Source organism: Nocardioides sp. YR527, from assembly GCF_900101045.1.
Taxonomy (GTDB): domain Bacteria; phylum Actinomycetota; class Actinomycetes; order Propionibacteriales; family Nocardioidaceae; genus Nocardioides.
On sequence record NZ_FNFN01000002.1, the window covers coordinates 729,358 to 754,996 of the forward strand.

At 67.2% G+C, this 25,639-nt stretch carries 36 protein-coding genes and 1 tRNA gene; 24 read left to right on the forward strand and 13 right to left on the reverse strand.

Going from position 1 to position 25,639, the window contains the following annotated elements:
• Nucleotides 1-5 precede the first annotated feature (5 nt).
• Both BLT25_RS07800 and BLT25_RS07805 read right to left on the reverse strand, forming a co-directional pair.
• Nucleotides 6-908 carry a hypothetical protein gene (locus BLT25_RS07800; protein ID WP_143033668.1) on the reverse strand — a complete coding sequence of 301 codons (903 nt, stop codon included), beginning with the start codon at nt 906-908 and terminating at the stop codon, nt 6-8.
• A gap of 95 nt (nt 909-1,003) precedes the next feature.
• Entirely contained in the window at nt 1,004-2,008 is a 1,005-nt protein-coding gene (locus tag BLT25_RS07805; protein ID WP_143033669.1) for a TauD/TfdA family dioxygenase, read from the reverse strand.
• A 320-nt stretch (nt 2,009-2,328) separates the two neighbouring features.
• On the opposite strand from BLT25_RS07805, the gene BLT25_RS07810 reads away from it, so the two are divergent.
• Nucleotides 2,329-2,700 (forward strand): hypothetical protein, encoded by a 372-nt coding sequence (locus BLT25_RS07810; protein ID WP_143033670.1) that lies wholly within the window; start codon nt 2,329-2,331, stop codon nt 2,698-2,700.
• Between the two features lie 3 nt (nt 2,701-2,703).
• On the opposite strand, the gene BLT25_RS07815 is transcribed toward BLT25_RS07810, so the two are convergent.
• The gene (locus BLT25_RS07815) at nt 2,704-3,105 is read right to left on the reverse strand and encodes a MarR family winged helix-turn-helix transcriptional regulator (RefSeq protein WP_176883684.1); all 402 of its coding nucleotides are present in this window, start codon (nt 3,103-3,105) and stop codon (nt 2,704-2,706) included.
• Between the two features lie 189 nt (nt 3,106-3,294).
• Between BLT25_RS07815 and BLT25_RS07820 the strand changes: the two genes are divergently transcribed.
• Genes BLT25_RS07820 through BLT25_RS07835 form a run of 4 tightly spaced genes read left to right on the forward strand, consistent with a single transcriptional unit; the run spans nt 3,295 to nt 5,197 of the window.
• Nucleotides 3,295-3,693, forward strand: coding sequence for a DUF1304 family protein (locus tag BLT25_RS07820; RefSeq protein WP_091043955.1), 399 nt, complete (start codon nt 3,295-3,297; stop codon nt 3,691-3,693).
• Nucleotides 3,694-3,729: 36 nt separating this feature from the next.
• A complete protein-coding gene (locus BLT25_RS07825) occupies nt 3,730-4,197 on the forward strand; it encodes a hypothetical protein (protein ID WP_091043956.1) in 468 nt (155 codons plus the stop codon).
• Between the two features lie 49 nt (nt 4,198-4,246).
• Nucleotides 4,247-4,579 (forward strand): ArsR/SmtB family transcription factor, encoded by a 333-nt coding sequence (locus BLT25_RS07830; RefSeq protein WP_091043958.1) that lies wholly within the window; start codon nt 4,247-4,249, stop codon nt 4,577-4,579.
• A 3-nt stretch (nt 4,580-4,582) separates the two neighbouring features.
• Nucleotides 4,583-5,197: an SRPBCC domain-containing protein gene (locus BLT25_RS07835; protein ID WP_091043960.1), complete on the forward strand. Its 615-nt coding sequence runs from the start codon at nt 4,583-4,585 to the stop codon at nt 5,195-5,197.
• Here the strand turns inward: BLT25_RS07835 and BLT25_RS07840 are convergent.
• The 3 genes from BLT25_RS07840 to BLT25_RS07850 are packed head-to-tail and all read right to left on the reverse strand — an operon-like array spanning nt 5,170 to nt 8,689.
• A complete protein-coding gene (locus BLT25_RS07840) occupies nt 5,170-6,504 on the reverse strand; it encodes an MFS transporter (protein ID WP_091043963.1) in 1,335 nt (444 codons plus the stop codon). The genes BLT25_RS07835 and BLT25_RS07840 overlap by 28 nt on opposite strands.
• Nucleotides 6,501-7,340, reverse strand: a complete 840-nt coding sequence (locus tag BLT25_RS07845; protein WP_091043965.1) for an SDR family NAD(P)-dependent oxidoreductase — start codon at nt 7,338-7,340, stop codon at nt 6,501-6,503. Before BLT25_RS07845 ends, BLT25_RS07840 begins: the two co-directional genes overlap by 4 nt.
• Nucleotides 7,337-8,689, reverse strand: a complete 1,353-nt coding sequence (locus BLT25_RS07850; protein ID WP_091043967.1) for a flavin-containing monooxygenase — start codon at nt 8,687-8,689, stop codon at nt 7,337-7,339. Before BLT25_RS07850 ends, BLT25_RS07845 begins: the two co-directional genes overlap by 4 nt.
• 111 nt (nt 8,690-8,800) lie before the next feature.
• Here BLT25_RS07850 and BLT25_RS07855 point away from each other — a divergent pair, with 111 nt between their 5' ends.
• Entirely contained in the window at nt 8,801-9,442 is a 642-nt protein-coding gene (locus BLT25_RS07855) for a TetR/AcrR family transcriptional regulator (RefSeq protein WP_091043970.1), read from the forward strand.
• 19 nt (nt 9,443-9,461) lie between these two features.
• Here the strand turns inward: BLT25_RS07855 and BLT25_RS07860 are convergent, their stop codons facing one another.
• Nucleotides 9,462-10,235 carry a protein phosphatase 2C domain-containing protein gene (locus BLT25_RS07860; protein ID WP_256328502.1) on the reverse strand — a complete coding sequence of 258 codons (774 nt, stop codon included), beginning with the start codon at nt 10,233-10,235 and terminating at the stop codon, nt 9,462-9,464.
• 826 nt (nt 10,236-11,061) lie between these two features.
• On the opposite strand from BLT25_RS07860, the gene BLT25_RS07865 reads away from it, so the two are divergent.
• The 3 genes from BLT25_RS07865 to BLT25_RS29455 all read left to right on the forward strand — a co-directional run bounded on the left by BLT25_RS07865 (nt 11,062) and on the right by BLT25_RS29455 (nt 13,046).
• A complete protein-coding gene (locus BLT25_RS07865; protein ID WP_143033671.1) occupies nt 11,062-11,271 on the forward strand; it encodes a hypothetical protein in 210 nt (69 codons plus the stop codon).
• Between the two features lie 336 nt (nt 11,272-11,607).
• Complete coding sequence (locus BLT25_RS29450) at nt 11,608-12,399, forward strand: hypothetical protein (RefSeq protein WP_143033672.1); 792 nt, start codon at nt 11,608-11,610, stop codon at nt 12,397-12,399.
• Between the two features lie 173 nt (nt 12,400-12,572).
• Nucleotides 12,573-13,046, forward strand: a complete 474-nt coding sequence (locus tag BLT25_RS29455) for a hypothetical protein (RefSeq protein ID WP_143033673.1) — start codon at nt 12,573-12,575, stop codon at nt 13,044-13,046.
• 487 nt (nt 13,047-13,533) lie between these two features.
• On the opposite strand, the gene BLT25_RS29785 is transcribed toward BLT25_RS29455, so the two are convergent.
• The 3 genes from BLT25_RS29785 to BLT25_RS07875 form a co-directional block, all read right to left on the reverse strand.
• Nucleotides 13,534-13,704, reverse strand: a complete 171-nt coding sequence (locus BLT25_RS29785) for a hypothetical protein (protein WP_176883686.1) — start codon at nt 13,702-13,704, stop codon at nt 13,534-13,536.
• 102 nt (nt 13,705-13,806) lie between these two features.
• A complete protein-coding gene (locus tag BLT25_RS07870; RefSeq protein ID WP_091043975.1) occupies nt 13,807-14,466 on the reverse strand; it encodes a YdcF family protein in 660 nt (219 codons plus the stop codon).
• A 5-nt stretch (nt 14,467-14,471) separates the two neighbouring features.
• On the reverse strand, nt 14,472-15,239 hold the full coding sequence (locus BLT25_RS07875) for a GntR family transcriptional regulator (protein ID WP_091043978.1): 768 nt from the start codon (nt 15,237-15,239) through the stop codon (nt 14,472-14,474).
• Between the two features lie 162 nt (nt 15,240-15,401).
• On the opposite strand from BLT25_RS07875, the gene BLT25_RS07880 reads away from it, so the two are divergent.
• The 14 genes from BLT25_RS07880 (at nt 15,402) to xerC (ending at nt 23,178) form a co-directional block, all read left to right on the forward strand.
• Nucleotides 15,402-15,845: a plasmid replication, integration and excision activator gene (locus BLT25_RS07880; RefSeq protein WP_091043981.1), complete on the forward strand. Its 444-nt coding sequence runs from the start codon at nt 15,402-15,404 to the stop codon at nt 15,843-15,845.
• The gene (locus BLT25_RS07885; protein WP_091043983.1) at nt 15,845-16,207 is read left to right on the forward strand and encodes a hypothetical protein; all 363 of its coding nucleotides are present in this window, start codon (nt 15,845-15,847) and stop codon (nt 16,205-16,207) included. The genes BLT25_RS07880 and BLT25_RS07885 overlap by 1 nt, the downstream gene beginning before the upstream one ends.
• Entirely contained in the window at nt 16,204-16,380 is a 177-nt protein-coding gene (locus BLT25_RS29790) for a hypothetical protein (protein WP_176883688.1), read from the forward strand. The genes BLT25_RS07885 and BLT25_RS29790 overlap by 4 nt, the downstream gene beginning before the upstream one ends.
• Nucleotides 16,381-16,513: 133 nt before the next feature.
• Entirely contained in the window at nt 16,514-16,795 is a 282-nt protein-coding gene (locus tag BLT25_RS07890; RefSeq protein ID WP_091043985.1) for a hypothetical protein, read from the forward strand.
• Nucleotides 16,795-17,088, forward strand: a complete 294-nt coding sequence (locus BLT25_RS07895) for a hypothetical protein (protein ID WP_091043987.1) — start codon at nt 16,795-16,797, stop codon at nt 17,086-17,088. Before BLT25_RS07890 ends, BLT25_RS07895 begins: the two co-directional genes overlap by 1 nt.
• On the forward strand, nt 17,088-17,384 hold the full coding sequence (locus BLT25_RS07900; RefSeq protein WP_143033675.1) for a hypothetical protein: 297 nt from the start codon (nt 17,088-17,090) through the stop codon (nt 17,382-17,384). Before BLT25_RS07895 ends, BLT25_RS07900 begins: the two co-directional genes overlap by 1 nt.
• The gene (locus BLT25_RS07905) at nt 17,384-17,683 is read left to right on the forward strand and encodes a hypothetical protein (protein WP_091043993.1); all 300 of its coding nucleotides are present in this window, start codon (nt 17,384-17,386) and stop codon (nt 17,681-17,683) included. The genes BLT25_RS07900 and BLT25_RS07905 overlap by 1 nt, the downstream gene beginning before the upstream one ends.
• On the forward strand, nt 17,683-17,964 hold the full coding sequence (locus tag BLT25_RS07910; RefSeq protein ID WP_143033676.1) for a hypothetical protein: 282 nt from the start codon (nt 17,683-17,685) through the stop codon (nt 17,962-17,964). Before BLT25_RS07905 ends, BLT25_RS07910 begins: the two co-directional genes overlap by 1 nt.
• The gene (locus BLT25_RS07915; protein ID WP_091043998.1) at nt 17,964-19,700 is read left to right on the forward strand and encodes an FtsK/SpoIIIE domain-containing protein; all 1,737 of its coding nucleotides are present in this window, start codon (nt 17,964-17,966) and stop codon (nt 19,698-19,700) included. The genes BLT25_RS07910 and BLT25_RS07915 overlap by 1 nt, the downstream gene beginning before the upstream one ends.
• A complete protein-coding gene (locus BLT25_RS07920; protein WP_091044001.1) occupies nt 19,697-19,966 on the forward strand; it encodes a WhiB family transcriptional regulator in 270 nt (89 codons plus the stop codon). Before BLT25_RS07915 ends, BLT25_RS07920 begins: the two co-directional genes overlap by 4 nt.
• Nucleotides 19,963-20,175 carry a hypothetical protein gene (locus BLT25_RS07925; protein ID WP_091044004.1) on the forward strand — a complete coding sequence of 71 codons (213 nt, stop codon included), beginning with the start codon at nt 19,963-19,965 and terminating at the stop codon, nt 20,173-20,175. Before BLT25_RS07920 ends, BLT25_RS07925 begins: the two co-directional genes overlap by 4 nt.
• 62 nt (nt 20,176-20,237) lie before the next feature.
• Nucleotides 20,238-21,770, forward strand: a complete 1,533-nt coding sequence (locus BLT25_RS07930) for a replication initiator (protein ID WP_143033677.1) — start codon at nt 20,238-20,240, stop codon at nt 21,768-21,770.
• Nucleotides 21,770-21,967, forward strand: a complete 198-nt coding sequence (locus BLT25_RS07935) for a helix-turn-helix domain-containing protein (protein WP_091044009.1) — start codon at nt 21,770-21,772, stop codon at nt 21,965-21,967. Before BLT25_RS07930 ends, BLT25_RS07935 begins: the two co-directional genes overlap by 1 nt.
• Nucleotides 21,964-23,178 carry a site-specific integrase gene (gene xerC / locus BLT25_RS07940; protein WP_091044010.1) on the forward strand — a complete coding sequence of 405 codons (1,215 nt, stop codon included), beginning with the start codon at nt 21,964-21,966 and terminating at the stop codon, nt 23,176-23,178. The genes BLT25_RS07935 and xerC overlap by 4 nt, the downstream gene beginning before the upstream one ends.
• A gap of 80 nt (nt 23,179-23,258) precedes the next feature.
• Here the strand turns inward: xerC and BLT25_RS07945 are convergent.
• From BLT25_RS07945 to BLT25_RS07950, 3 genes are all read right to left on the reverse strand, one after another.
• Nucleotides 23,259-23,331, reverse strand: a tRNA-Ala gene (locus tag BLT25_RS07945).
• Between the two features lie 17 nt (nt 23,332-23,348).
• Nucleotides 23,349-23,468 carry a DLW-39 family protein gene (locus tag BLT25_RS30135; protein ID WP_218131262.1) on the reverse strand — a complete coding sequence of 40 codons (120 nt, stop codon included), beginning with the start codon at nt 23,466-23,468 and terminating at the stop codon, nt 23,349-23,351.
• An 80-nt stretch (nt 23,469-23,548) separates the two neighbouring features.
• On the reverse strand, nt 23,549-24,496 hold the full coding sequence (locus BLT25_RS07950) for a hypothetical protein (RefSeq protein ID WP_091044013.1): 948 nt from the start codon (nt 24,494-24,496) through the stop codon (nt 23,549-23,551).
• A 72-nt stretch (nt 24,497-24,568) separates the two neighbouring features.
• Here BLT25_RS07950 and BLT25_RS07955 point away from each other — a divergent pair, with 72 nt between their 5' ends.
• The gene (locus BLT25_RS07955; RefSeq protein WP_091044015.1) at nt 24,569-25,528 is read left to right on the forward strand and encodes an MBL fold metallo-hydrolase; all 960 of its coding nucleotides are present in this window, start codon (nt 24,569-24,571) and stop codon (nt 25,526-25,528) included.
• Nucleotides 25,529-25,639: the final 111 nt, after the last annotated feature.

Consider the following 25,639-nt stretch of genomic DNA (forward strand, 5'->3'; position numbering starts at 1 on the left):
GGTCGCTAGTCGCAGACCGCGAATGGGACGGGTTGGCTGGTGACCAGGGTGGCGGCGGTCACCGGGCTCTTCACCCGGAACCCGATCCGCCCCGTGGCCGGATCCGCGACACCGTTGGTGAAGACCTTCTTGTACGCCGCGACCTGATCGCCCAGCTTCAGCCGGTAGAACAGGTCGTCACGGTCCTCACCGAGACGCAGCGTGGCCAGCCCGCCGCCGAACTCGACCGAGTAGGCCGCGACCGGCGCCAGCCTGGTCTTCTCCTTCGGCCCACCCTCGGCGCAGCCCTTGACGACGTACGTCGAGGTGGCGGGGCCTCCGGCGACCGCGACCAGCTCCTCCTGCGCGGCCCAGGTCTCCACGTCCGGGGTCGCGGTGTTCTTGGTGATCAGGTGGGTCTTCGGGTCGAACTTCGCGCCCTTCAGCAGGCCGACGCCCGCCTTGATCGCCGGTCCGGGCTTGACCCGGTCGGCGACCTTGATGACGTACCCGTCCTTGCCGCCGCCGGTGAACCTGGCCTCCCAGATCACATCGGCCGCGCCCCACTTGTAGGTGTCGCGCAGGCGCTGGTCGACCCCACGCAGCAGACCACCGCTGACCTGGGCGGCCTCCTTGTCGGCCCGGTTCCACAGCTCACTCTGGTCCGCAGGGCTCGACCGGCTGGTGATGTCGTCGAGCCCGAAGAGCGACTTCACCTCGTCGTAGTCGGTCACCGCCAGCGTCTTGGCGCCGGCGGGGACGAACGTCATGGCTGCCTCGACGGGGTCCATGGTCGCGGCGTACACGGGGTAGGTGTCCTCCGACGCAGCCGCCTCCGGTCTCTTCGGCTCGCTGTCGTCCCCGCAGCCGGCCAGTGCAAGGGCCAGCCCAACAGCCAGCACGCACATGCCCCATCGCCTCACGTTCACCCCAACGAGTATTCCCGATCCCTGTCACGGTGTGCGTCACGAAATAGATGGAGGCCGCAGGCGGAACGCGCCTGCGGCCTCCTTGATCCCGAGCGTCAGCGACCAGCGCCTGTCAGCTCAAGGGATGCGGGGAGCGGCTCGAGTACCGGGTCGATGATCCGCGAGGAGGCCTCGGACCGAGCGACACGGCTGCGACGCAGGTCCTTGACGGTCGTGAGGCGGCGGAGCCAACGGTCGGTGCCGTCGTAGCGAGCCGTGAAGGGCTTGCGGCCGTGCAGCGCACGGTGGTTGTCGACGATGAGGATCTCGCCCGGGGCCAGCGCGACGTCCTCGACGTTCGCGGAGAGCTCCATGATCAGCAGCTGGAGCGCCCGGTCGGCCTCGACGTCGCCCGGCAGCGCCGCCATGTAGGGCGGGTCGAGACGGACGTCGGGGGCCTGGGGTGAGCCGGAGAGCACCGCGGTCGGCGCGGCGAGCAGCTCGGCCTCGTCGACGCCGGCCTCGCGGAGGTTGCGCAGGTGCTCGTCGTCGGGGTGGATGACATAGCGCGGCTCGAACAGCGGCGCGTACTCGGGGCCGGTCACGTCGATCGAGCTGATGCCGACCGCGGTGGTCGGGATCATGTCCTGGTTGCGCAGCGAGATCAGTCCGAGGTGGTCGCAGCGAAGGTTGCTGAACGCGTCCTCGATGTGCAGGTCGAGCACGACGTCGCTGCTGTGCCCGGTCTGCAGGTTCTCCTGCTTCTGGATCGGCAGGATGTTGTTGACCAGCTGGCCACCCTGCAGCGAGGACCAGGAGACGGCGTCACCGAGCTGAGCCATGATCAGCGCGAGCCAGAAGTCGGCCATGTGTGGCGCTTGGGCGTCGGGGTGGTTCCAGTGCGGCGGGGTCGGGCCGGCGGTCACCGGAAGCCCACTGATCACCAGGGCGTCGGTCGCATCGCCGTAGCGGAACGCGCGGATCGCCTTGGCGACGCTGTCGGGAAGCTCACCGCCGAGGAACGGCGCGGTCTCGAGGAACTCCGAGGAGACCGGGCTCGCGAACCGGGCGAGCAACGACTCCGACAGCTCAGCTGCGGCCTGGGACTCTGCTGGGGTCATCTCGACCCGGGTGACTACGGACTCTGCGCCCACAACATTGACCTCTCGGACTTTGCGGTGGAGGGGTTCGTCAGAAGCGTTTTCTGGCGCCCGCACCAAAGGGTTTCCTAAGTTCGAGACCACTTTGTTCCGCCGTACGGAATTCAAACGAGTGATAGGTCCAAATATCGAGACGATAGGTATTAGTCCCCTTGCGCAATCGCCGTGAACCTGTTTAGGGAATGTATCCCCCCTGCGGTTTGCCAGTTACCGGGATTTGGCCGTATGGCGCAGGTTCTGGAGGCCGTACGCGGCCCGTCGCGGCCCCTATCCTGAGCCCCATGACAGCCACGACTCCGCCAGGACCACCGCCGAGGACGACAGCAGGATTCGGCGGCTCGACGGCCGACCAGGTGCTGACCATCGTCCTGATCGTGCTCGGTCTCGGCGCGAGTGTGATGGCCAGCTTCTTCGGCGCGTTCTCCATCATGGCCAGCGACGGGTGCTTCGAGACCTGCAACTACACGATGATGAACATCGGCGTCGCGGTGATGGTCTTCACCCCGTGGATCTGCTGGCTCGTCTTCGGCATCTGGGGGATCGTCCGCCTGGCCCGCAAGAAACTCGCCGTCCTCGTCGTGGTCGCCGGCGGCGTACTCTCGGTCGTTCTCTACATCGTCGGGATCGTCCTGCTGACGGCCACGATCGGCTGAGCATCACCGGTACGGATCGACGAGCTCACGCAACGAGGTGAGCGCCTCCCGCAGGGCCGATGCCAGGCGCGGCCCGAGGTGATCGTTCCACTCCTGCTCGACGCCCATCACGACCTCTCGAGCGCGGTCGGCGGCGTCCTGCCCAGCCGTGGTGAACCTGATCAGGCGCGCCCGACCGTCGGCCGGGTCCGGGACCCGCTCGACGAGCCCTTCCCGCTCCAGCGCCGCGACCAGCACGCTGGCGGTCTGCTTGGTGACCTGGGCCTGCTCGGCCAGATCGACCAGGCGCGAGCCGTCCTCGGCGATCCGCTGGGCGAGCCGGGCCTGCGCGACCGTGATGTCGTAGCCGGCGTCCCGCATCGCGGAGATGACCCGTTCGTCCATCGCCCGGTAGGCGATGAGCATGAGCGTTGCGACATCGATCGGACCCCTTGACACTGTGCGGCACCCTGCTCAAATATAGTCAGTAAGACTGACTATCATACCGCTCTCCGGTGCTCAGACGACCGTCTGTTCACGGGGTTCCGCCGGACGCGTGTTGCTTCCACGATCTCCACAGCCTCACTCGTCGAGGCCCGTCCCGAGCAGGTCCTCATGAACGCAGTCGCGCAGCTCAGTGCCGGCATCTCCGCCCTGATCCTCATCGCCGTCTTCCCCGCAGAGGCCTTCTTCATCCACCGCCCCGAGGTCCAGCGGTTCCTCGGGATCGAGCCGCACGGCATCCGCAACGTCCATCTGTGGTCGTTCTGCATCGGCGCCCGCAACGCCCTCGCCGGCGTCGGCACGCTCGTCGGCCTCTGGATGGTGAACTTCGGCGACGAGTCCACCGGAGTCACCGTCGTGGTCCTCACCTGCATCTACATGCTGCTCGCCTCGTTGTTCATGGGGATCGCCGACGCCCTCGGATACTGGCTCCCCCGAGGCGGCAGCATCAAGGGGACCGTCGCCTCCACCGTCCTGCCCGCGGTCGCGCTGATCGCGATCGCGGTCTGATAGCGCGGAGCAGCCGGGACCACTACGCTCCGAAGCATGGGCGCCGCGATCGTCTCGGGTCTCTTCGCAGTGGTGCTCGCCTGCCTCGCGTGGGGTCTGCAGAACGGCAGCAGGCGGGCGCGGGTGCTCGGCCGGATCGAGCGCTACACCCGGATCCTCAAGGACATTCCGTACGGACACCCGGCGCGAGTCCACCTGGAGGCCGCCCTGGCCGCCGAGGCCGAGAAGCTGAGCGCCCTGACCGGCGCGAGGATCCCGTCGTACGCTCCTGCACCGCTGCCCGACCCCGGCCCCGCCACCATGGACGACATCTTCGGGACGGGCGAGCACCGACCGATCACACCGGGCACGCCGCCGCCGGTTCAGCCGACCGCGCCGCCCTCCCGGCCGCAGGTTCGCCGTTCGACGCCACCCCAGGCGTACGCCTCGGTGGCACTGGGCCTGCTGGCCGGCGGGTTTGCCGTCGTCGCGCTCTGGATTCTCATCGATCAGCTGCTGCGGTAGGCGATCATATTCCTTGACAGGCATATTCCTGTTGAGGCATCTTAAAGGAGTGCCCACCCGAGACGTCTTCAGCGTGATCGCCGACCCGACCCGTCGGCAGATCCTCGACCTGCTCTGCCAGCGCGAGATGGGGGTGGGCGAGCTGGTGGAGACCCTCGGGCTCGCCCAGCCGAACGTGTCCAAGCACCTGCGGATACTGGGCGAGGCGGACCTGGTGCACGTACGCGTCGACGGACCGCGCCGTCACTACCGGCTGCGGCCCGAGCGGCTCCGGGAGCTGGAGGAGTGGCTGGCGCCGTATCGCCGGATGTGGGCCGACCGCCTGGACGCGCTCGAGCGCCACCTGGACCAGCTCGACGACCACGACCACGAAGAGGACTGAGAGATGACCGAGACGACCGAACCCCTGGGCGAGGTGCTCCGCGACGGCGAGAAGGCGGGCCTTCGCTACGTACGCGAGCTCCGCCACTCACCCGAGAAGGTGTGGCGGGCACTGACCGAGACGGACGGCCTGCGGCACTGGTTCCCGACGGACATCGTCGGTGAGCGTGTTGCCGGAGCGCGGCTGAGTCTCCCGTTCTGGCCCGAGGGCCTGGAGCTGGCGAGCACCACCGACGCGATCGAGGAGATGGGCGTCGACCCGGACGACTACGTCTCAGCGGGGGAGCTGCGGGTCTGGGACCCGCCCCGGACCTTCGAGTTCACCTGGGGGATGGACGGCCGTGAGGAGCTGACCGACCTGCTCCGCTTCGAGCTCGAGCCGACCGACGACGGCACCCGCCTCACCTTCATGACCTGGTTCGGCAGTCCCACCGGGAACACCGATTCCGCCGTCGGCTGGCATGTCTGCCTGGACCACCTCGCCGGCGTGCTCGACGCGCCAGAGCCTCCGGCCGAGGAGGACGCCGCCCTCGTCGTCCAGCGGGTCATGGCCAGGTCCGAGGAGCTGCGGCCCGCGTACGCCGCCCTGCTTCAGGACGCGGTCGAGTCGAGCTCGTAACGGCGCTGCAGCAGGATCGCCGCGCTCATCAGGACGGCGGGCACGATCGTGAACCCGACGACCACGGCCACCAGCGCCGAGTGCGGTTGGACGATCTGCTCGCCGGCGGTGCCGGACACGAAGCCACCGAGGCCGAGGACCCCGGCGTACAGGTAGGGCCCGAGCGCGGTGCCGAGCGCCTCGGTCGCCGTCCAGGCACCGGTGTAGGCGCCCGCCCGGGAGACCCCGGCGGAGCGGGCGGCGTCCACGGCGTCGGGGACCATCGAGAACGCGAACAACTGCAGGCCGGCGAAGGCGACACCGAGCGCGACGACCGCGGGAGCGGTCACTGCGATCCCGACCGCCGCGCCGGCCAGAAGGACCAGCGAGCCCACCACGAAGATCGACTGGCACAGCAGCAGCCCGCGCTGCTTGCCGATCCGGCGCGACAGCGCCCGCCAGCCCGGCCCCGCGACCAGCGCCGGGCCGAGGAACAAGCCCATCAACAGCGCCGTCAGCTTCTTGTCGTCGAAGATGTGGTCGGTCACGAAGGGCAGCGCGGCCAGGAACAGATGGGTCGTCGTACCCGTCAGCAGGTAGGACAGCGCGAGGAAGCGGAAGTTGCGGTCGCGCCACGCGACCCGGAGGTCGTCGAGCACCGAATGGGCCGCTCCCGTCTCCGGGGCGCGCACACCGGTCTCGGCCGTGAGCCGCCTGACCCCTCGGATGGCGACGAACGCCGTGATCACGATGACGACGCCGAGGACGACGGCCATCCGGGCGTACGCCGCGCGGCTGCCGGACGCGGTCAGGGCCGGGGCGATCACCCCAGCGCCGAGCAGCCCGACGGTCAGGAAGGCCATCCGGTAGACGAAGACGCGGGTGCGCTCGTGATAGTCGATGTCGAGGTCGGACGCCGTCGTCAGGTAGGGCACCTGGAAGCTCGCGAAGAGCAGGTTGCCGACTACCAGCCAGCAGCAGACCCAGGCCGCGGCCGACCAGCCGTCGAGGCTGCCGGGAACGGCGAAGAGCGCGGCCATCGCGACGCCCAGCAGGGCGCCACGGGTCATCATCGATCGTCGGTGTCCCAGACGTACGGCCTCGCGATCCGAGCGGGAGCCGAGCAGCGGGTGGACGATCACGTCGATCACCTTCGGCGCGAGGATCGTCAGGCCTGCCAGGAACGGCGCGACGCCCAGCACGTCGGTGAGGAAGTAGAGGAGCAGCAGGCCCGGGACGGTGACCCATACGCCCATCCCGACCGAGCCGACGCCGTACGCCGACAGAGTCCGGGCTGACGCGCGGCCAACCGCCGGCAGCGTGGTCATGCCATCTCCCGGTGGCGGCGCACGACGCCGACGGCGAGGTCGGCACCGTCGAAGGCGCCGGCCCGCGCACGCTCGGCCAGGGTGCGCCGCACGATGCGGTCCGACACGGCCGGCAGGTGGCGGGCGACGAAGAACTCGAGCGCTCCTCGGCGCGTGGTGGTGACGTCGCGGCGTACGCGGTTCGACGTGGCCGCGCGGACGATCGCGTCCACGACACCCTCCAGCGGCTCGTAGCTGCTCATCCCCTCCAGCGAGAGTCCGGCGGACGCGGTCGAGTCGTGGATCGGGCTGCGCACCGCCGACGGATAGACGCAGGTGACCCCGACATGGGTGCCGAGCTCGTGGCGCAGCGCGTCGGCGTAGGCGACCATCGCCCGCTTGGAGGCTCCGTACGCAGCGGCCAGCGGCAGCTGGAGAACCGCCATCCGCGAGGCGACCATCACCACCCGGCCACGGTCGGCGACGAGCGCGTCGACGCAGGCCGCCGTGACCCGCCAGGTGCCGAGGAGGTTGATGTCGAGCTGGCGGCGTACCTCCTCGCCGGGAGGCAGCTCCGCAGGCGCCGGGCCGCCGATGCCCGCGTTGTTGACGAGGATGTCGAGCCCTCCGCCCAGCCGAGCGACGGCGTCCGCGACTGCGGTCGTGACGCTCGCGTCGTCGGTGACGTCGCACGCGACGACCGGGTAGGGCTCGTTGCCGGTCGGACGGATGTCGAGCCCGACGACCTGTGCCCCTTGCGCCACCAAGCGAGCGCCCAGCGCGCGGCCGATGGTGCCGGAGGCTCCGGTGATGAGGACCCGCTTGCCACGTACGTCCTGCTGGTTCTGCCTGCTCATGCGCGGGACTCCTCGCTGGTGACGGACGGGTTTCGGGCCGGACCGGCGCGGCCGACGCCGGCGGCGATCTCCCGAGGGACCGCGGCGACGTACTGGTCGAAGTCGATGCGCATCATCGGCCGCTTCGCGCCCCACCGCGCCAGCGCCGCGGCGTACGCCTTGGTCACCGCGGCCCGTTGCGCGGCGGGGGCGGGAAGCCCGTAGCGACCGCTGAAACAGGCCGCGACGAGCTTGGCCTGGGCCTCGACGACCGGGAGCGCGGCCCCGGTCGACTGCATCAGGCCGGTGAACGCGAGCGTCGGGTCCTCGAGGTGGAAGACGCGCATGAACAACGGCATCGACTCGGGGTCCTCACCCGTCCATTCCGTGCCGAGGAACGGCAGGCTGACCCGGTATCCGGTGGCCCAGACGATGACGTCGACCTCATCGGTGCTCCCGTCGGTGAACCTGACGGTGGCGCCGTCGAAGCGCTCGATCCCCGGCCGCGCGACCACCTCGCCGTGGGTCAGCCGGTGCAGGATCGTGTCGCTGATCGTCGGATGGTTCTGGAACAGTCCGCCCGCCGGCGCCGGCAACCCGTACGCCTCCGGCCGCCCGACCGCGACCCGCAGCATCGTCTCCGCGATCCGCTGCCGGAGACGCCAGGGGAGTCGCGCGAGGGCAGCCCCGGTGGCATCGGCCGGGCGGCCGAAGAGGTACTTCGGCACGATGTGGGTCCCGTGCCGCGCCGAGAGCAGCACCGGCCCGTCGCTGACGTGGGACGCGTCGACCGCGATGTCCATCGCCGAGTTGCCCATCCCGACGACCAGCACACGCTGACCTGCGAAGACGTCCGGCGAGCGGTAGTCGTGGGCGTGCATCTGGTGCCCGTCGAAGTCACCGGGGTAGGCAGGCGAGGGCCAGCGAGGGTCCCAGTTGTGGCCGTTCGCGACCACGACCGCGCCGAACTGTTCGGTGCTCGCAGCGCCGTCGGGACCGGTCGCGGTGACCTCCCACCCGTCGCCGGTGCGGCGTACGTCGGTGACGGTGGTGCTGAAGCGGATCCGCTCGGTCACCCCGTGCTCGTCGGCGTAGGCCGTCAGGTAGCCGGCGATCATGTCCGCGGAGGGATAGTCGGGCCAGTCGACGGACATCGGGAAGTCGACGAACTCGGTCCGGCCCTTGCTGGTGTTGAGATGGAGGCTGTCGTAGGCGGGCGACAGGCCGCTCGCGTTGTCCCGTGCCCACAGCCCGCCCGGACGGTCGCCACGTTCGAGCACGGTGACCGACAGACCCTCGTCGAGCAACGCCTTCGCCGCGGTGAGACCGGCCGCGCCGGCGCCGATCACCGCTACGTCGGTGATGTCCATGAGCCCTCCTGGGTATCTGATCGGCCGTCAGTCAATCGCATGATGGAGAGCAGGACAAGGCTCTTCCGAGGATTTCTCCAACAAGTGATGGAGACGGTTATCCTCGGGTCCATGAGCCAGCGCGCCGACGACACCCACAGTCGAGAGCGGATCCTGGTCGCCGCGACGGACCTCTTCGCGGAGCGCGGCTACGACGCCACCAGCACGCGCGCGATCGCGGACGCCGTCGGGCTCAACATCGCCACCGTCGCCTACCACGTCGGCAGCAAGCCACAGCTCTACCGCGAGGTCATGCGCCGCGCCCACGAGGCCCAGCGCGCGGTCGTCCTCGACGCGCTGAAGCATCTGGAGTCCACGGACCCGACTCCCGCCGGGACCCTGGCCGGGCTGATCGACTTCGTCGATGCGTACCTCGCCTTCTGCCTCGAGCACCGCGAGGTGCCGGCGCTGTGGATGCGGCGCTGGCTCTCGGAGGGCAAGGACCTCATCGAGTTCGAGAGCGACCTCGCCGGACCCCTGATCGCCGAGGTCGCGGGCGCGGTGCGGACCGCCCTGTCACGTGCCGGGATCGGCGCCGACGTCGACGTCGAGATGCTCGTCTTCACCATCGTGTGGACCGCGCACTCCTTCGCCCAGGCCGGCATCATCGATGCCGCCGGCGACCGGGTCCCCACCGACGATGCCCCGACCCTGGACCGGTTCCGCGACCACCTGCACACCGTGATCGACAGGATGATCCCGACGCCAGGCTGACCGGATGGCGGACCTGAGGTCACACGCTGCCGGTGAGGCGGCAGAGCACGGCAGTCGCGTCGTCGTGCCGTTTCCCGTGAAACCCGGTGGTGGCGACCTCGTCGACCTCTCGCGTACGCCGCACCAGCTCCTCCGGGCCTCGATCGAGGAGGTCGAGCAGCTGCTCCCAGGTCCAGCCGTGGCGCTCTACGAGCGTCGCAGCCCCGTCGGTCAGCACGGCAGCCTCGCGGACTGGCGTCGAACCGAGGTCGATGCTGCCCGTGACGGCATGGCGAGCGGCTTCCGGCACGGTGCTGGCCACCCAGAACCCTTCGTGGGTGTTGCGAGCCGCACCGAACGCGGCCACCGAGTAGTCGTCGAGGTGGTCGAGCCGGTCATCGGTGATCTGACGGATGCTGCCATCGTCCATCCGGAACACGACGAACGAGTCCGCAAGGGTCAGGTAGTCCGCGCTTCCGCTCCGCACACGGAGAAGGGCAACCGTCGAGGACGGGCTGTTGGGATCGTCGAGATCGCAGGTGTCCGCGTGAGCCTCGCAGACCTGCTCGATCGCGCGCTCGAGGATGGTCGCCAGACCTGCGTCACCCGGCGCGGTGATCCCTTCGGCCAGCCGGAGACCCAGGTGGCGCACCAGCCACGGCACGTCATGGATGCATCCGGTCTCGAGCCCGGCGACAGGCGTCGCCCCGTCGAGCACGATGACGAAGTCCTGCCCGACGAGCACGAAGTCCTCGTTGACCTCGTGGGTCGGTGAGACCTCGGTGTAGACCTCGCTGCTGATGCGGATGCTCACTCAGCAGCCTCGATTCTGGTGGAGCGTAGGGGACTCGAACCCCTAACCCCCTGCTTGCAAACGACAATGCCATCGAACATTCATTCGATCCTTACGCGGCCGATCGTCCGTATTCGTCCATGCTTGACGGCACTGGATGTGGGACGTTGTCAGGCAGTTTGTCAGGCACGAGCGTTCGTCCGTATCGCGGGGGCGAAGCGCAACCCCGTCCGGCACCTGGCCCCATTGGCGGGGGCCTGGGGGCTTGCCCCCACGCTGCCCAACACCACCGATCATAGAAGCGTCGCGGGGAGTGTCCCCACCGGCAGCCGCCCCCACCTCCCCCTCGTCATCAGCCCTCTTACTGGATCCGTGATCACCTCGACGTCGACCCGTAGCCGTCCTGCCGCCGAGCCTGGCATGATCGAGCTGTGGGTGACCTTGCGCGCCGAGACCATGACCCGAGACTGGTGTGCCCGGTCTGCGGCTATCACCCATTGCGCAGACCGCCGTACAAGAACTACTTGGGCATCGTTCCCGAAGGTGCCAAGCCGCCCTACTTCGATACGCTCGGCCAGCCGTCCAACGAGGTCTGCGCGGGCTGCCAGTACGAGTATGGGTTCGACGACGAGCCCGGTGGCGCTGCGGTTACTTCTTCCTTCGAGGAGTATCGGGAGTGGTGGCTGGCACGGGGTGGAGAGGTCATCGAGTCGCCACCGTCTCGATGACATTGGATCCCCGAGCACCTGGATCTCGCGCGCATCGACGGCAGGGCTCGGAGCTGTGCCTCGTGAGAACTTTTCGTGCTTTCGGTTTAGAACAGGCCGGGTCGGGGTAAGAGGCAGGCATGAGGAAGCCTGTGGTCGAGTTCCCGCCGGAGCTGCTGGACGATCCGTCGCTGCCTTTGCCGGAGCGGGTGGATCGGATGACGGCTCGGAGCGATCTGGAGTGGGCGGCGTGGCAGGAGGCGTACGGGAACGTGGTCGAGCTGCCGTTCGGGATGCCGGTGTTGCCGGTCGAGATGGATGAGCCGGGTTGGTCGACGCCTGGAGAGTGAGCGCTTGGTCTACGGACTGGGCGCTCTTCTCGTTTTGGCCCGGTGCCGTCGGGACGGGGGTGCGCGGGAGGGACCGGCCGCCAGGCCGCATGCCCGGGAGCGCGGGGGTCCCTGGCCCGCCGGCGGCGGGCCCTGCGCGCGGAGCGCGCCTTGAGTCAGTAGAGAAAGTTCTCACGGTCACACGCCGAGAGTCACGACGCTCGTCGACCACTTTGCAGGCCGGGCTAGGGCAAAGTTGGGCACCTGGTCCTTCTGGATACACGCCCTGGCAAAGCGCAGGCACGAATCACTCACATTCTCATAATTCGATGCGACCTTGTCGGCTATGGTGTGGCCATGAGCGACGTGGCGACCGGCGCACGGTTTGTAGAGCCGCCGGTGCGAACTGTGATCCTCACGATCTTCTTCCGGCCGGTTGATGCCCTTCAGGTCCTGCACCTCTCACGGCTTCGCGAACTGTGGCGGGACCGCTACCCAGCGACCGCGGGCTTACCTCCGCTGCGGCCGCACCGCAGGGCTGGCGCACCAGACGGAGAAGACGATGATGCGATCTGGCCGTTTCCGTACCTAATTTTTAGCACGGCTGACGAACGAGATGCGATCGGACTCCAGAACGACCGTTTCGTTCGGTCATGGGTGTTCGAGGAGGGCGCACGCTATCCAGGATTCGACTCGCTTTACGAAGACCTCGTTGGGAGATTCCAAGAGTTCAGAGCGGTCGTTGACGAGGAGATAGACGAGGAGGTCGTGGTCACGCATTCTGAGTGCTTTTACGCGAATGAGCTTGCGCCGAACTCGATCCCAGAAACTTTGGTTGGCGTTGCTTCGCAGTGGCAGGGCAGTGCAGGTGGCGCCACGTTGCCAGATTCTCACTACAGCGGCCTCCGGATGCACATCGATGACACGGGAGTTGAGAATTGCACTCTCGAGTTGATGCTCGACATCGAACGGGACAGCACAGCACTGAATCTGAGTTCGCGATTTGCCCCTCCACTAACGGATGACGGCAAGATCGAAGGGGTTCCCGATAACGATGGCGGAATCTCATTCGCCCACGAAGCTGTAATTCAATCTTTCCTTCGCTTTACTAGTGACGCAATGCAGAAGTCATGGGGGCGCGAGGCATGACAGTAAAAGAGCAGGTGGCACGCCATCAGCATCACGGACACAGCGCGTGGCTCAAAGAGCCCACACTCCCGTCGGGCACGATCCGAAAGTCACGGAAGAGTGGCGCTAAGGTCGCTTCAAAGACGACGAAGCAAGCGGCTCCGAAGAGACCAAAGCCACCAGTAGATATCTTCGTGAGCGCCCACCCGGTGGGCGTCGGCGACGCACTCTTAAACCGCCTGTTTTTCGGAAAGACCAACAGTCACTGGCGGCCCGCGAATGCGGGCTACGAGTACGCCAGATGGCAACTTGAGCAACTCGTGGACGGTGATTACGCCCCGGACGCGGTCACTCCGAACTCGATGGCTCTAGCGCGAATGGCTCATTACCTTCGCTCCCTGCTAGTTCCCGGGACGCTGTATCCGACTCTTTCGGTCGACGAAGATGGAGACGTTACAGCAGAGTGGCGCGTCGTCGATTACGGCTTGGAGTTCGTCACGACCGAAGAGGACGCATATTGGGTCCTTCGCAAGGGCGGCGATCGTCAGATTACGTCAGAGGATATTTCGGGGCTGCGAAGCGTGCTTTCAGCCTTGACGATTCGCGCAGATGAAGTCAATCCTGCGTGGCGCTCCCTCTTTCCGAAGGCGGACGTTCAGAACCGGTGAGCCAGCAAGACTTTTGGGACGACGAACGCATTCTGGACAGCGAGACTCTTCTACGCAGAGTCCCCATGCGTCCAAGTTTCGTGACCATACCGAACGCGGGCACGAATCGAATCGAACCGACGAAGGCGGCCTTTAACCTAAGCAAGGGCGAAGACGGGCTTTCTGTGAATCTCGAATCCTTGCTCCCAGATGGAGAAGTCGGCCGGGAGAACATCTACGACTGGACCGACAATTATGGTCTTGAGTTTCCCGCAGGAACCGTACGATTAAACGGCGATGCGGGCGTTGTTTCAGATCCGGTCACGGAGGCTCCAGGCGGAGCCTCACACGCTCTAGTCAAGAGACGCACGGCCGACAAGCAGCGTTGGAACGATGTCCGCTATCGCATTATCGCGGTGGCTCGCTGGATGCCTGAGGGCCCACCGCCCCAAGGCTAACGACCCAAACGGGAGAGTCGAGATATGCGTCGAAATAGAGCCGGGAAACCCTAGCGATACCTGTCGTTCCAGACATTGATGTCGCTCTTCGCTGGCCGCATCTCCTTGACGCTTAACCAGTCCCACCGGATCTCCGGCCGGGCGTACGTGGTGTCGACCCAGATCACCCAAGCGCGCCACCTGCCCTTGTGCAGCTCCCACTTCAGGACGAGGCCGGGCATGGGTGGCGGGTAGTTCCGGCGTTGGCGGTGCACCCAGACGTGTAGCCAGTGCCTGGGACTGGGCCAGGCGTCGTTCTTGGGAGGGTTGGCCGACACACCTCATCATATCGAACGCACGTTCGATTCCAGCAGTCGGCTTGTGTATCCAGCCGCCACGAGCCGTTCATACGCCGCATATGTGTCGTCGTCTATCTGCTGAGGAGCAGCGAAGCCACGGTCGGCGTAGACCCACAGACGTTGCGTGTCTCCGACGAGCATGTCGAGCACGCGACGAGTGCTCCCGATGCTGGCGATGTAGTCGGGCAGCTCCTGCACACGTGCGGAGCAGGTCACCTCGAGCTCCGGCCAGATCTTGCGGGTTGTCGCGTACGCCCGACGCTGTTGGTAGGGCCGGCTGATCAGGGTGGCAGTGCGCGGTGTGATGCCCTCGTTCTCGAGGAGGTCACGCGTGAACGTGATGTTCTCGCCCGTGTTGGTTGCTCGAGGCTCGATCCGCAGCGCGGAGGCGGGAACCCCTAGTTCCTCGGCCAGCTCCGCGAACTCGACCGCCTCACCCCGGGGGAAGTCGTTGACGGTCGTAGGGGCATTCGCACCAGTGAACACGATCAGCGGGAACCACCCTTGGCGGTAGAGGTCCGCGGCGTGTTCGGCCACGCCGATGTCATGGCTGCCCAAGCCGATGGCGACGTCGGTATTGCGTGGCTCGTGGCGCATCTGGTGGAACTCCCACAGTGTCTGGGCGTCCTCCATGAGCGTAGGCATGCGAGTCAGTCTGGCATGTCGAACGTGTAGCTCCAGGAGAACCTCGAAGCTGCGTAAGCCCCGTCGGCGTACTCCACGGCATACCCGTCCTTGGTGCGGGTGATCCTCTCGAGCCGCATGACGGGTTCGCCGGCGGGGAGCTCCATCACCTCTATCTCCTCGGGCGTGGGCATCCGCGCGTAGAAGGTCTCTGTGACCGAGTGGGGCTCCAGGCCTTGGAGCGTGAGCACGGCGAATCCGCCTCCTTGCCCGGCCGGTCCGGGCGTTGGGTCCGTGATTGGGGTTCCCTCGACGTCCTCGACTCGGTAGTAGCTCGTAAGCCACGTCGTTGGCTTGCCGTCCTGGCGGACGATCCTCGAGCGCGCGTAGACAGATCCCTCCGCGTCCACGTCCAGCACCTCGGCCGCACGTGCCGGCGGCTTGACGAGGTCAACCGTCTGGGTCTGGTCGCTGCGCTCGTACGGCTGCCCGCTTGCTTCACGGTCGGCAATGAACGCCGGGCTGCTGCCGTACTTCCACTTGCTCTTCGCGTACCGCTCCGCGCCCAGGCGCCGCATCGGTGGACGCTCCCGCACGACGGTGCCCCGCCGACGTACCGGGGTAACCAGTCCTTCGGCCTCAAGGAGACCAACGGCGTTGCGGACGGTCTTGATGTTGACCCCGTACTGCTCGGCAATGTCGGTCTGCTTGGGCAGTGTCGAGCCCGCTGGGAACTCGCCTCGTTCGATCCCTGCTCGCAGTTCGGCCGCTAGTTCGCGGTAGCCGAGGGCCATCGTTCGCTCTCTCTTCTGCTCGGTGATGCCTTCACTTAAGGGTAGCGCTAAACGCAGCCTGACCTGCAGATTCAGAATAGAGCTGGTTTTATTATGATAGGGGTGCTACCTTCGTCAATAGAACCCCCTCTAATAGGGAGGGGATCACGAAGGAGCAAAGCAATGGCGATGCCGCGACGACTGAACATGAAGTTCGACGGACCGTTCCCCAACGGGGCCTACCTGGTGGGTGAGGTCGGCCCGGTGCTGGACTTCAACGCGGGCAAGCGGCCGGATGGGTCAATGCCGCAGAAGATCGATGAGGAGTCCGGGCTGCCGGTCTGGACCGTTCCCGTGCTGGATGCGGACCCGGAGGCCCGGAAGAACGAGAAGACGGTCAACGTCAAGATCCTGGCCAAGCACCAGCCGGTGCCCCCGGCCAACGAGACCGGTCTGCCGTTCGTGCCGGTCGAGTTCGTCGGCCTGATCGCGGTGCCGTGGATCGACACCAACGGTCCGCGTCCGCGTCTGCAGTGGTCTCTGACCGCGTCCGAGATGATCGCGCCGCAGACGGCTGCCCCGGCGAAGACCAGCACCACCGGCACCAACTCGAAGGCGGCTGCCTGATGCGGGCCCATGAGCTGACCTGGGCACTGGGTCTACTGGAGTCGGTCTCGGACGTGGAGGTCCTCTCCATCCGGGTCGACACCTTCCACCTGACCGGGCCGTGGGTCGAGTGCATCGAGATCGACGTACACGCCGAGTCCTGGAGTGCTGCCGGGGTCCTGGTCGAGGAGCTGCGGCTTCAGGAAGACCACGACGCCTCGCGTCTGCACACCTACGACAGCGGCACCTACGGCGAGGTCGTCAAGCGGTTCCGGACCTGGCGCGGCTGGTCAGCAGATGCCTCCCAGACCGCTCCGGTCAGCATCAAGGTGACGGCTGCCGAGGTCGTCCCCTCGGAGATCCCCGAGCCGGTGGCGGCGTGAGCCTCTACCTGGTGTGGATCGGTGACGGGTCCGACCCGGCGCACCTGGCCGGACTCAACGCCGACTTCACCCTGTGCGGCCAGCCCAACGCGGGCAGCCGCTGGTCGTGGGACTACCCCGACCTCTCCACCCCGGTGTGCCCGGTCTGTCGCGGGAAGGCAGCAGGCCTGTGACCACGGCATCGAGCAAACCCCACATTCGCCCGCTGGCCGTCGCGTTTGGGAAGGCGTGGCGGCTGGCGGGTCCCAACCAAGCAACCAACCAGAGCAACCAGAGCAGTAACCAGAGCACGGAAGGGCAAGTCTGATGGTGACCAACCGACGTAAGGACCTGGACGCCTGGGCCGAGATCCTCGGGGTCGACAACGACGCCGACGCGATGACGGCGCTGTCCAACTACTACGGCCGTCTGCTGACGGTCGCCGGAGAGCTGAACTGGTTCCAGAAGCGCTTCGAGACCACCGGCGTGGTCGGTGGGGACGACATCCTCGTGGCCCTCAACGACGCCGCCACCGACACCCTCAACGCGGCCGATGGACTCCGGCTCCTGCGCCGCTCCTTCGAGCGTCACGAAAGGGGTGTGGCGTGATGAGCAAGTTCCACAACACCACCACCGAACTCGACGCCTGGGCCTCGGCCCTGGGTGCCCGCAACGACAGCGAAGCCATCGCCGTCATCAACCGGCTCGAGCTCCGCATCAACGCCGCCATGCACGACCTGCAGATCTGCCTGGGTCAGATGCCGGAGGGCGTTCGCCGGGCCAAGCTGACCGACCAGACCCGCTCCTGGCTGGCCACCAGCATCCAGAACGCAGGCGAGTCCCTGACCTTCCTCGCCCAGATCAGGCGGGCATTCGCACGTCACGAGCGGGGTGAGTCGTGATGGTAGAGATCCGTCGAGACCTCGACTCCGTCGCGACCGCCCTGGGGGTCACCAACGACGCCGATGCGTGCGCGCTGATGCGGCGTCTCGAAGTTCAGGCCTCCGAGCTGGAGGGGGCTCTGCTGCGGCTGCACAACGCGGTGCCCCAACACGGCCGCCCCGTCACCGCGATGGACGAGTTCGCGATCACGATCCACGAGGCGTCCAAGACGGTCCACCAAGCCTGGACTCAGCTCATGGACCTGCGTCTCTCCTTCCAGGCCCACGAGCGGGGCCAGGAGAGGGGTGAGTCCTGATGTGGGGCATCTACGGCGGCGGCTCCGGTCTCCGCACCGATCTAGACGCCTGGGCCGATGCCCTTGGCGTACGCGATGACGACGCTGCTCTCTCGGCTCTGCGGCGGGTCTCGACCGACCTCAACGAGGTCACCATGCGCCTCGACCTGGTCCACGCCTCCATCGGCGGCGGCTCCTCGGTCTACAGCCTGGTCATCGCGGAGAACGTGCGGGCCTCGAAGACCTCGGCCTCGCAGGCGCTGACCGAGATCGCTCTTGTGGAGATGGCGTTCAAGCGTCACGCGCGGGGGGTGTCGTGATGAGCACCGGACGTACTGCATGGATGGATGAGTGGGCCGATCACCTCGACGTCGACAACGACGCCGACGCGGTCACGACCATTCGTCGTCTCGCTGCTCGTGCTCAGGAGCTGGAGAAGGAGCTGCGGGAGCTGGGTCGCTCGGTTCCTGACCATGACGAGATCTGGGGCACCGACCTGGCCGCAGAGGCAGCCGAGGCGTCCTGGGGAACCCGGATCATCGCCGACGGGCTGCACCAGGTCGAGGCCGCGTTCCTGCGTCACGAGCGAGGTGAGCAGTGATGGGTGACTGGATCGCGGGCAAGCTCCGCGCCGCAACGCTCAAGCTCCTCATGGCCCTCGTCTGGGTCCTGTGGTCCCTGATTCGCCGGCCGGGCCTGGTCCTCCCGCTGGCGGTCCTCGGCTGCGCGATCGCTGCCCTGGTCGAGACCGCTGGTCGTATCGGCTGGCTCCCGGTCCTCGGCCTCACCCTGGGCACCCTCGCCCTGACCGGTGGCGGGCTGGCTGCCTGGTGGCGCTTCGCCCCGGCCTCCTTCGCCCGCTTCGCCGGTCCAGCCGGTCGACGTGCTGGACGCCTCGCCCGAAACTGGGCCTCCCGCTGGTTCTGGTACGGCCTGATGTGGACGTTCTGGATGCGCCGCTGTGGCCTGACGACCACCGACCGGCACAGTGGCCGGGTCCTGGCCCCGCGGCTGCTCAAAGTCCGCTCCACTCCGGCGGTGGATCGGCTCTTGGTGCGGATGCCGGCGGGCATGGGTCCCAGCGTCTTGGTGGGTGCCGACGAGGCCATCGCCAACGCCATGAAGGCCTCCGAGGCCCGGGTGCGTTCTCACAAGCCGGGGATGTGTTGGCTGGAGCTGGAGAAGCGCAACCCGCTGACCAAGGTCATTCCCGCCATCGCGATCCCGACCGATGAGACCGCTTTGGACGTAGCTCGCCTGGAGGCGCTGCACATCGGCTACACCGACCTCCTGGAGCCGTGGCTGTTCAAGGTGATCGGCACCCACACCCTCCTCGCGGGTGAGACCGGCGCGGGCAAGGGCTCAGTGGTCTGGTCGCTACTACGCGCGCTGGCCCCGTTTATCAAGGCGGGACTCGTCCAGGTGTGGGCCATCGACCCCAAGGGCGGGATGGAGCTGGAGTTCGGCAAGGACATGTTCAAGCGCTACGAGCGCGACAACTACGAGGCCATGGCCAAGCTCTTCGAAGACGCCGTCGGCGTCATGGATGACCGCACCATCGACCTACGCGGCATCGCTCGCTCCTTCACCGTCACCCGGGAAACCCCGTTCGTGCTCGTCCTTGTTGACGAGCTGGCCGACGTGACCGAGCTGAACGAAGACCGCCAGATCCAGAACCGGATCGAGTCCGCGATGGGTCGGCTGCTGACCAAGGGCCGCGCGCCCGGTTACAGCGTGTTCGCCTGCACCCAGATCGTCACCAAGGACGTCGTCCGGTGGCGTGACCAGTTCCCGACCCGCATCGCTCAGCGACTCAAGACGGCCGGTCAGGTCGACATGGCCCTAGGCGAGGACGCCCACAACGCCGGTGCCTACTGCGAGGCCATCCCCGAGGACCTCCAAGGGATCGGCTACCAGCAGCTCGCTGGCCACAAAGACCCGGTCCGAGTCCGAGCTGCCTACGTCACCGATGAGGAGATCCAAGACATGAACAGGCATTACCCAGCCGGAGGCATCGACCTGGTCCCCACCGGTCGACGCGACCACCACACCGACGACACCACGACACTCGACACTCGCACCGCCGAGCCCGTTGGCCTCAGCAACCGCATCGGCCTGGCCGACTCTGACATGGTCCCCGCCGTTGCCTCGACCAAGAACACCCGTCCGGGCGACAACCGGCCCCCTCGTGGCCCCTCGACCCCTGGCGGTGCTCCTCGTACACGGAAGCCGCGCAAACCCCGCACCCGCCACGGTGACGCGTCCACCGAGGTCGCTGGAGAGGTCGTTGCCGGCGAGGTCGTCAGCTCGACCTCCGATGCGGAGGTGCACTCATGAGCGGCCTGGACTGGATGGCAGACGCTGCCTGCACCACTCGCGAGGCTCAGGCTCTGCCCTGGACGACCGACACCATCGAAGTCCCCGAGGTCATCGTCGACCTGATGCGGGCTACATGCGACGGCTGTGCCGTCCGTTCCGCCTGCAACTCGTACGTCCTCGCAGAGCGGGTTTCTGGAGGCATGTGGGCCGGATCAGACCGCGCTCCTCAGCCCGTCGACCTGCTGGACCTGATCGACTCGATCCCCATGGCAGGTGCGGCATGACGTTCCCGGTCGAGTGCCCGGAGTACCTCTCCTGCGGGCACCACTGGACCAAGTGCGCCCCTGGCTGCCCTGGCTGGGCCGGGAACGAACTCGACCTCCCGTGGTGGTCCGACCTCGAAGCCAAGCTCCTGGCCAAGGGCCTCATCTCCACCCCCGCCAGCCGTGCCGCCGCTCGGGCCGCTGCCACGTCTTTGGACGGTGCCGCGTGACCCTGCTGGCCGATGCTCCGGGCATCCACAGTGACGCATCCCCCTCGGCTCAGGACGGCGCGATGTCGTTTCCTGGGTACGGGGAGGATGCGCCGCTGGATCTGTCCGGCCTGACCGACGCCGGCCTCCAGGCCGTGACCTCCAGGCTCCTCGACGGCACCTTTGATGCCTTCGCCGAGACCGCAGCGGCGGTGAAGAACTGCGCCCGCCCGGTCCGCCTCACCGGACGTTCACACACCTTCGAGCTGGGGACCCGCCGAGGACACCTCGCCGCTGTCGGAGAGCACCTCGATTCCTTCCACTCCGAGCACGCACCCCTTGGCGTGCTCTACCGGCCCTGTGGCAACCGCCGCGCTGACGTGTGCCCGTCCTGCTCGCGAACCTACGCCCGCGACACGTTCGCGATGATCGACGCCGGCCTCTCCGGTGGCAAGACCGTCTCCGCCACCGTGGCCGAGAACCCGCTGCTGTTCGCGACCTTGACCGCGCCTTCGTTCGGGTCCCACATCCACCGCCATGACAAGGCCGGCAAGCCCTGTCGCCCCGATAACCGGGACAAAGGCGCTCGCTGCCCCCACGGACGCCCGTACGCGTGCCCGAAGGTTCATGCCGCTGACGAGGCCGTGGTGGGTGCACCGTTCTGCGAGGACTGCCAGGACTGGACCACCGCGGTGGTGTGGCAGTGGTGGGCTCCCGAGCTCTGGCGACGTACGACCATCGAGCTCAAGCGTGCCCTGGCCAAGCACCTCGACGTGCCGGAGTCCCGGCTGAAGGAACGTGCCTCGGTGCAGTTCGTCAAGGTCGCCGAATACCAGACCCGAGGCATGGTCCATTTCCACGCCCTGCTCCGCCTCGACGGCACCGACGGCCCGGGTTCCCCGGCGCCCTTGGACGGGATCAAACTGGCCGAGCTGCTGCAGAAGGCTGTCCGCAAGGTCCGCTTCGATGCGCCCCCGATCGACTATGACGGCGTGACCCGGCGGCTGTCCTGGGGCCGTCAGCTCGACATCCGTATCATCCGCGACGGCGACCGCACCGACGACCCCGACGCCGTACTGACGCCCGGCCAGGTGGCCGGCTATCTGGCCAAGTACGCCAGCAAGGATGTCTCCTCGGTCCGCCTCGAGGACACCACCCGGCCCCACCTGGCCCGGATGACCTCGACCTGTCACGACCTGGCCGAGACCGCCAGCGAGTTCTACAACGGCCTGTGCGAGCCCAACCCGTACCACCTGATCCGCAAGTGGTCCCACATGCTCGGCTTCCGCGGCCACTTCTCCACCAAGTCCCGGCGCTACTCGATCACCCTGGGTCGACTCCGTCGGGCTCGTGTCCGCTACCAGCAGATGGTGGCCGACGCCCGCCGCAATGGAGAGTCCCTCGAAGAGATCTCCACCGCCGAGCTAGAGGCGCGGCTCTTGGGTGAGGAGGACGAAACCACTCTCGTCATCGGTGAGTGGGCCTACCAAGGCACCGGATGGACCAACCCCGGAGATGAAGCGCTCGCTCTCGCTGCTGCTGCTCGGGCTCGTGAGTACGACCAGTGGAAGTCCCAGACCAAGAACACCAACCAACCGATGAGAGGAACGAAGTGATGAGCGAGACGGTGATTGTCCCGGTGCTCTATCGGGTCGAGGAAGCCGCAGAAGCGATGCGTATCAGCCGGTCCGTGGTCTATGAGCTGATCCGCTCGGATCGTCTCCGGACCGTCAAGGTCGGCCGTAGTCGCCGGGTACCGGTCGATGCGCTTGCTGAGTGTGTCGCCTTGCTCGCCGAGGAGGCTGCGGCATGAGTAACGCCGGCGGCCAGCAGAAGGCTCGTCGGGCCCGTGGTGATGGCGGTGTCCGTTGGGACGAGAAGCGGCAGCGCTACATCGCTGAGAAGACGGTTGGCTTCGACGGACGCGGTAAGCGCATCGTCAAGACCGGCACCGGAACCAGCGAATCGGCGGCCCTGCGCAAACTGCGGGAGCGCATCCGGGAGTACGAGGCTGGACTGATGCCTGCTGCTCATCGGGTGACGGTGGCTCAGGTGTGTGAGGACTGGCTGAAGTTTGAGCGCTCGGATGTGGGGGAGAAGACGAAGGAGGGTGACAGCGACAAGTACCGGGTGCATATCAAGCCGCACCTGGGTGGCCGTCGTCTCAAAGATCTCCGGCCTGATGAGGTGGACCGCTGGTTGCTCAAGTTGTCGTCAGACTTGTCGACGTCGACGATAAAGCAGGTTCGTTCCGTGCTTCGACGCTCGATCAATCGGGCCGTTAAGCGTGGTCTTGCTGAGCGCAACGTGGTCGAACTGTGTCCGGCTCCGAAGGGTCGGACTGGTCGGCCGTCGAAGTCTTTGACCTTGCAGCAGGCTTCCGACATCTTGGAGAAGACGCGCAAGCATCACATGCATCCCTACATCGCGGTGTCGCTGCTCGTCGGCGTACGTCCCGAGGAGGTTCGGGCGCTGCGGTGGGATCGTGTGCACCTTGACGAAGACACTCCGTACATCGAGGTGTGGCGCTCGGTGCGGGCCGGCGGAGACACGAAGACGAAGAAGTCCAAGCGGACCCTCGCAGTCTCGGGATACGTCGCGGCCATGTTGGAGCGGCAACGCCAGGCGCAAGCCAAGATTCGGGCTCGCGTTGGTGACCAATGGCAGAACAACGACCTGGTGTTTCCATCTCTCGTGGGAACCGAGCAGGACGCCCACAACGTACGCCGGATGTTTCGCGACGCTCTCCGCCTCGTGCCCGGGATCGATCCCGACGAGTGGGTTCCGTACGAGCTGCGGCACTCCTTCGTCTCGATCCTGTCCGAGCGGGGGATGCCGGTCGAAGAGATCTCGCGACTCATGGGACACAAGGGCACGGCTGTGACTGAGCTGGTCTACCGCCACGAACTCCGGCCGGTGATCGAGTCCGGGGCCAGTGTCATGGACAGCGTCTTTCCGCTCTCCGTCGAGGACGCTGACGAAGACAACGCAGATGAGGAGGGCGACGACAATGACGCGGCGTAGTCAGGCAGTTCGTCAGGATCTGGCCCTGTGGCCGCTGACCCCGGGTCACTCGCTTTCGCGTTTTGCCTGGTCAGACTGGGTGGAGCGTAGGGGACTCGAACCCCTAACCCCCTGCTTGCAAAGCAGGTGCGCTACCAATTGCGCCAACGCCCCGGACGGGTGTCCGTCGGTCAGTTCACCTTGTCGGTCGCCGCGGCCCAGTGACCCTTCTCGGGGTTGGACTGGTCGAGCTTCTTCTTGGCGAGGATGATGCCAGCCGCGGCCAGCAGTACGAGGACGATCTTCTTCATGTCATCTCCTGCGAGTCGTGGTGAGCATTGCTGCCCGTTAGACCTGGAAAGCGTACCGGCCCGCCCTGAAGCGTACGAAATCAACCGGCCTCGGGGTCGGGCGCCAGGCCCAGGGAGGCGATGGGGGTGCAGGTCATGTGGGTGCTCGCCCACATCCGGCCGGTCACCAGCCCGAACCCGTACGCCGAGGGCCGGCTGTAGGGGGAGGCGCCGGACTCGTAGGTGGCGATGAGCTCGCCCGAGACCTCGACGATCGCCTCGGCCATGTTGGGGAACTTGAACTTGCGCCGGACCGCGCCGACACCGCCGTCGGACCTCCGCTCGCAGACGAAGATGGTGCTCGGGCGGTGGCGGCCGAACGAGGAGGAGAAGACGTACTCGTCGCGGCGTACGACGACGCCTTGGACCTTGGGCGGAGTGGTCGTCGAGAGGACCGGCTCGGAGAAGTCCCACTCGCCGTTCGCACCCTTCGCGTAGGCGAACAGCGTCTGGTTGCCGAAGCCCCCCACGTAGAGGCGGTCTCCACGGATCCGGCAGTAGGAGCCGGCCGCCACCTTCGCAGGCGCCTCGATCGGCTCGACCTCGGCGCCCTTCGCCGCCCCACGGATGGCCGAGAGCGAATAGCGGTAGAGCCGACCGGTGCCGCCGCCGGCACCCTTCGAGACCCAGACGTCGTCGCCGTCGGTCGCGACCCCGCCGGCGTGACCGGGGCCGGCCTTGCCCTGGTGGCCCACGAGCAGCACCTCGGCGGCGGACTTGCCGCTCTTCAGGTCGACCAGCACCAGCGCCGAACCCTTGTCGTGGGAGTAGTAGCTCTGGGCCAGCAGGTTGGTGCCCGGGTCGTAGCCCAGCCCCTGCGGCGTCCAGTCGTCGGTGCCCCCGGTGGCGAGGGTGTTGGGGATGAGCGGGCCGACGCGACCACCCAGCCGCTGCCCCCACCTGTCGGTGCGCTTCATCCCGCCCTTGACCCACCGGCGCGTACGTCCTGGGATCGAATCGAGGTCGAACGGAAGGTCGATCTTCGTCATGACGGTGATGTTCGCACGCGGTTCCTACCCTGGTCGGATGGCCCGCCGTCCTGCGGTCGGTACGTTCCCTGTGTGACCAGCGATCCCACTGCGACTCCTGCCACCCCGACGCCCCGCGAGATGGCTGGTGCCCTGGGCGGATTCGCCCGCGGCCTGCTGCGGCCGCGGCGACCCGACGAGCGGCTTCTCGCGTCCATCACCGATGCCGGCCTGCCCCAGGGCGACCGAACGGTGACGGTCAGCACGATGCCCCAAGTCCCGCGCAGCCTGCCCGCGGGCGGCCTCATCGAGGGCGCCGGCCTCCGCCGGTCCGTACGCAACGCGATGACCTGCTTCGTCATCACACATCCCGAGGCGACATTCGTCGTCGATCCGTCCTACTGCCGCGACGCCCCCTCGCGGGCCTTGGCCGAGCTCCCGGCCATGCTGCGACGCCTGGTCACGCCGCCGGCCGACACCATTCCCACCGTCGACTCGCTGCGAACCGCGCTGGTCGAGCCGGACTTCGCCCTCCCGACCCACGCACACTGGGACCACGTCTGCGGCCTCCTGGACCTCCCCGGTCTCCCGGTACACCTCCGCACCACCGAGCGCGACTGGATCCTCGGCCCCGGTCGCCCACCCGTCGGGGGAGTACGTCCGGCCCTCACCGATGGCCGGCCCGTGGAGACGTACGACCTCGACGGGCCGCCCGTCGCCACCTTCACCGCCTCCCACGACCTGTTCGGCGACAGCTCCGTCCTGCTCGTGGAGCTCGCCGGCCATACGCCGGGCAGCATCGGCGTCCTCGCCCGGACCGCGTCCGGCTGGGTCCTGATCGCCGGCGACGCCGCCTGGCACTACGACCAGATCGACCTGATCAGACAGAAGCCGGCCTTCCCCGGAGACCTCGTCGACGAGGACCGAGACGCCGCCTTCGCCACCCTCCACCGCCTGCACCTGGCTCGCCATCTGATGCGGGTCGTGCCGACCCACGACCACGACGCGTCCGGCCGACTCGGGGTGGCGGATGGTGGTCATCCGCCCCGGTGAGGAGAGACCTAGGCCACGACAACCAGCGGCGTTCGTCCCTGCCGATTCCTGCCCGGGTGCGATGTGCTCGAGATCGAGGATGTGAACCTCCGGGACGCGGCTGAGGAGGAA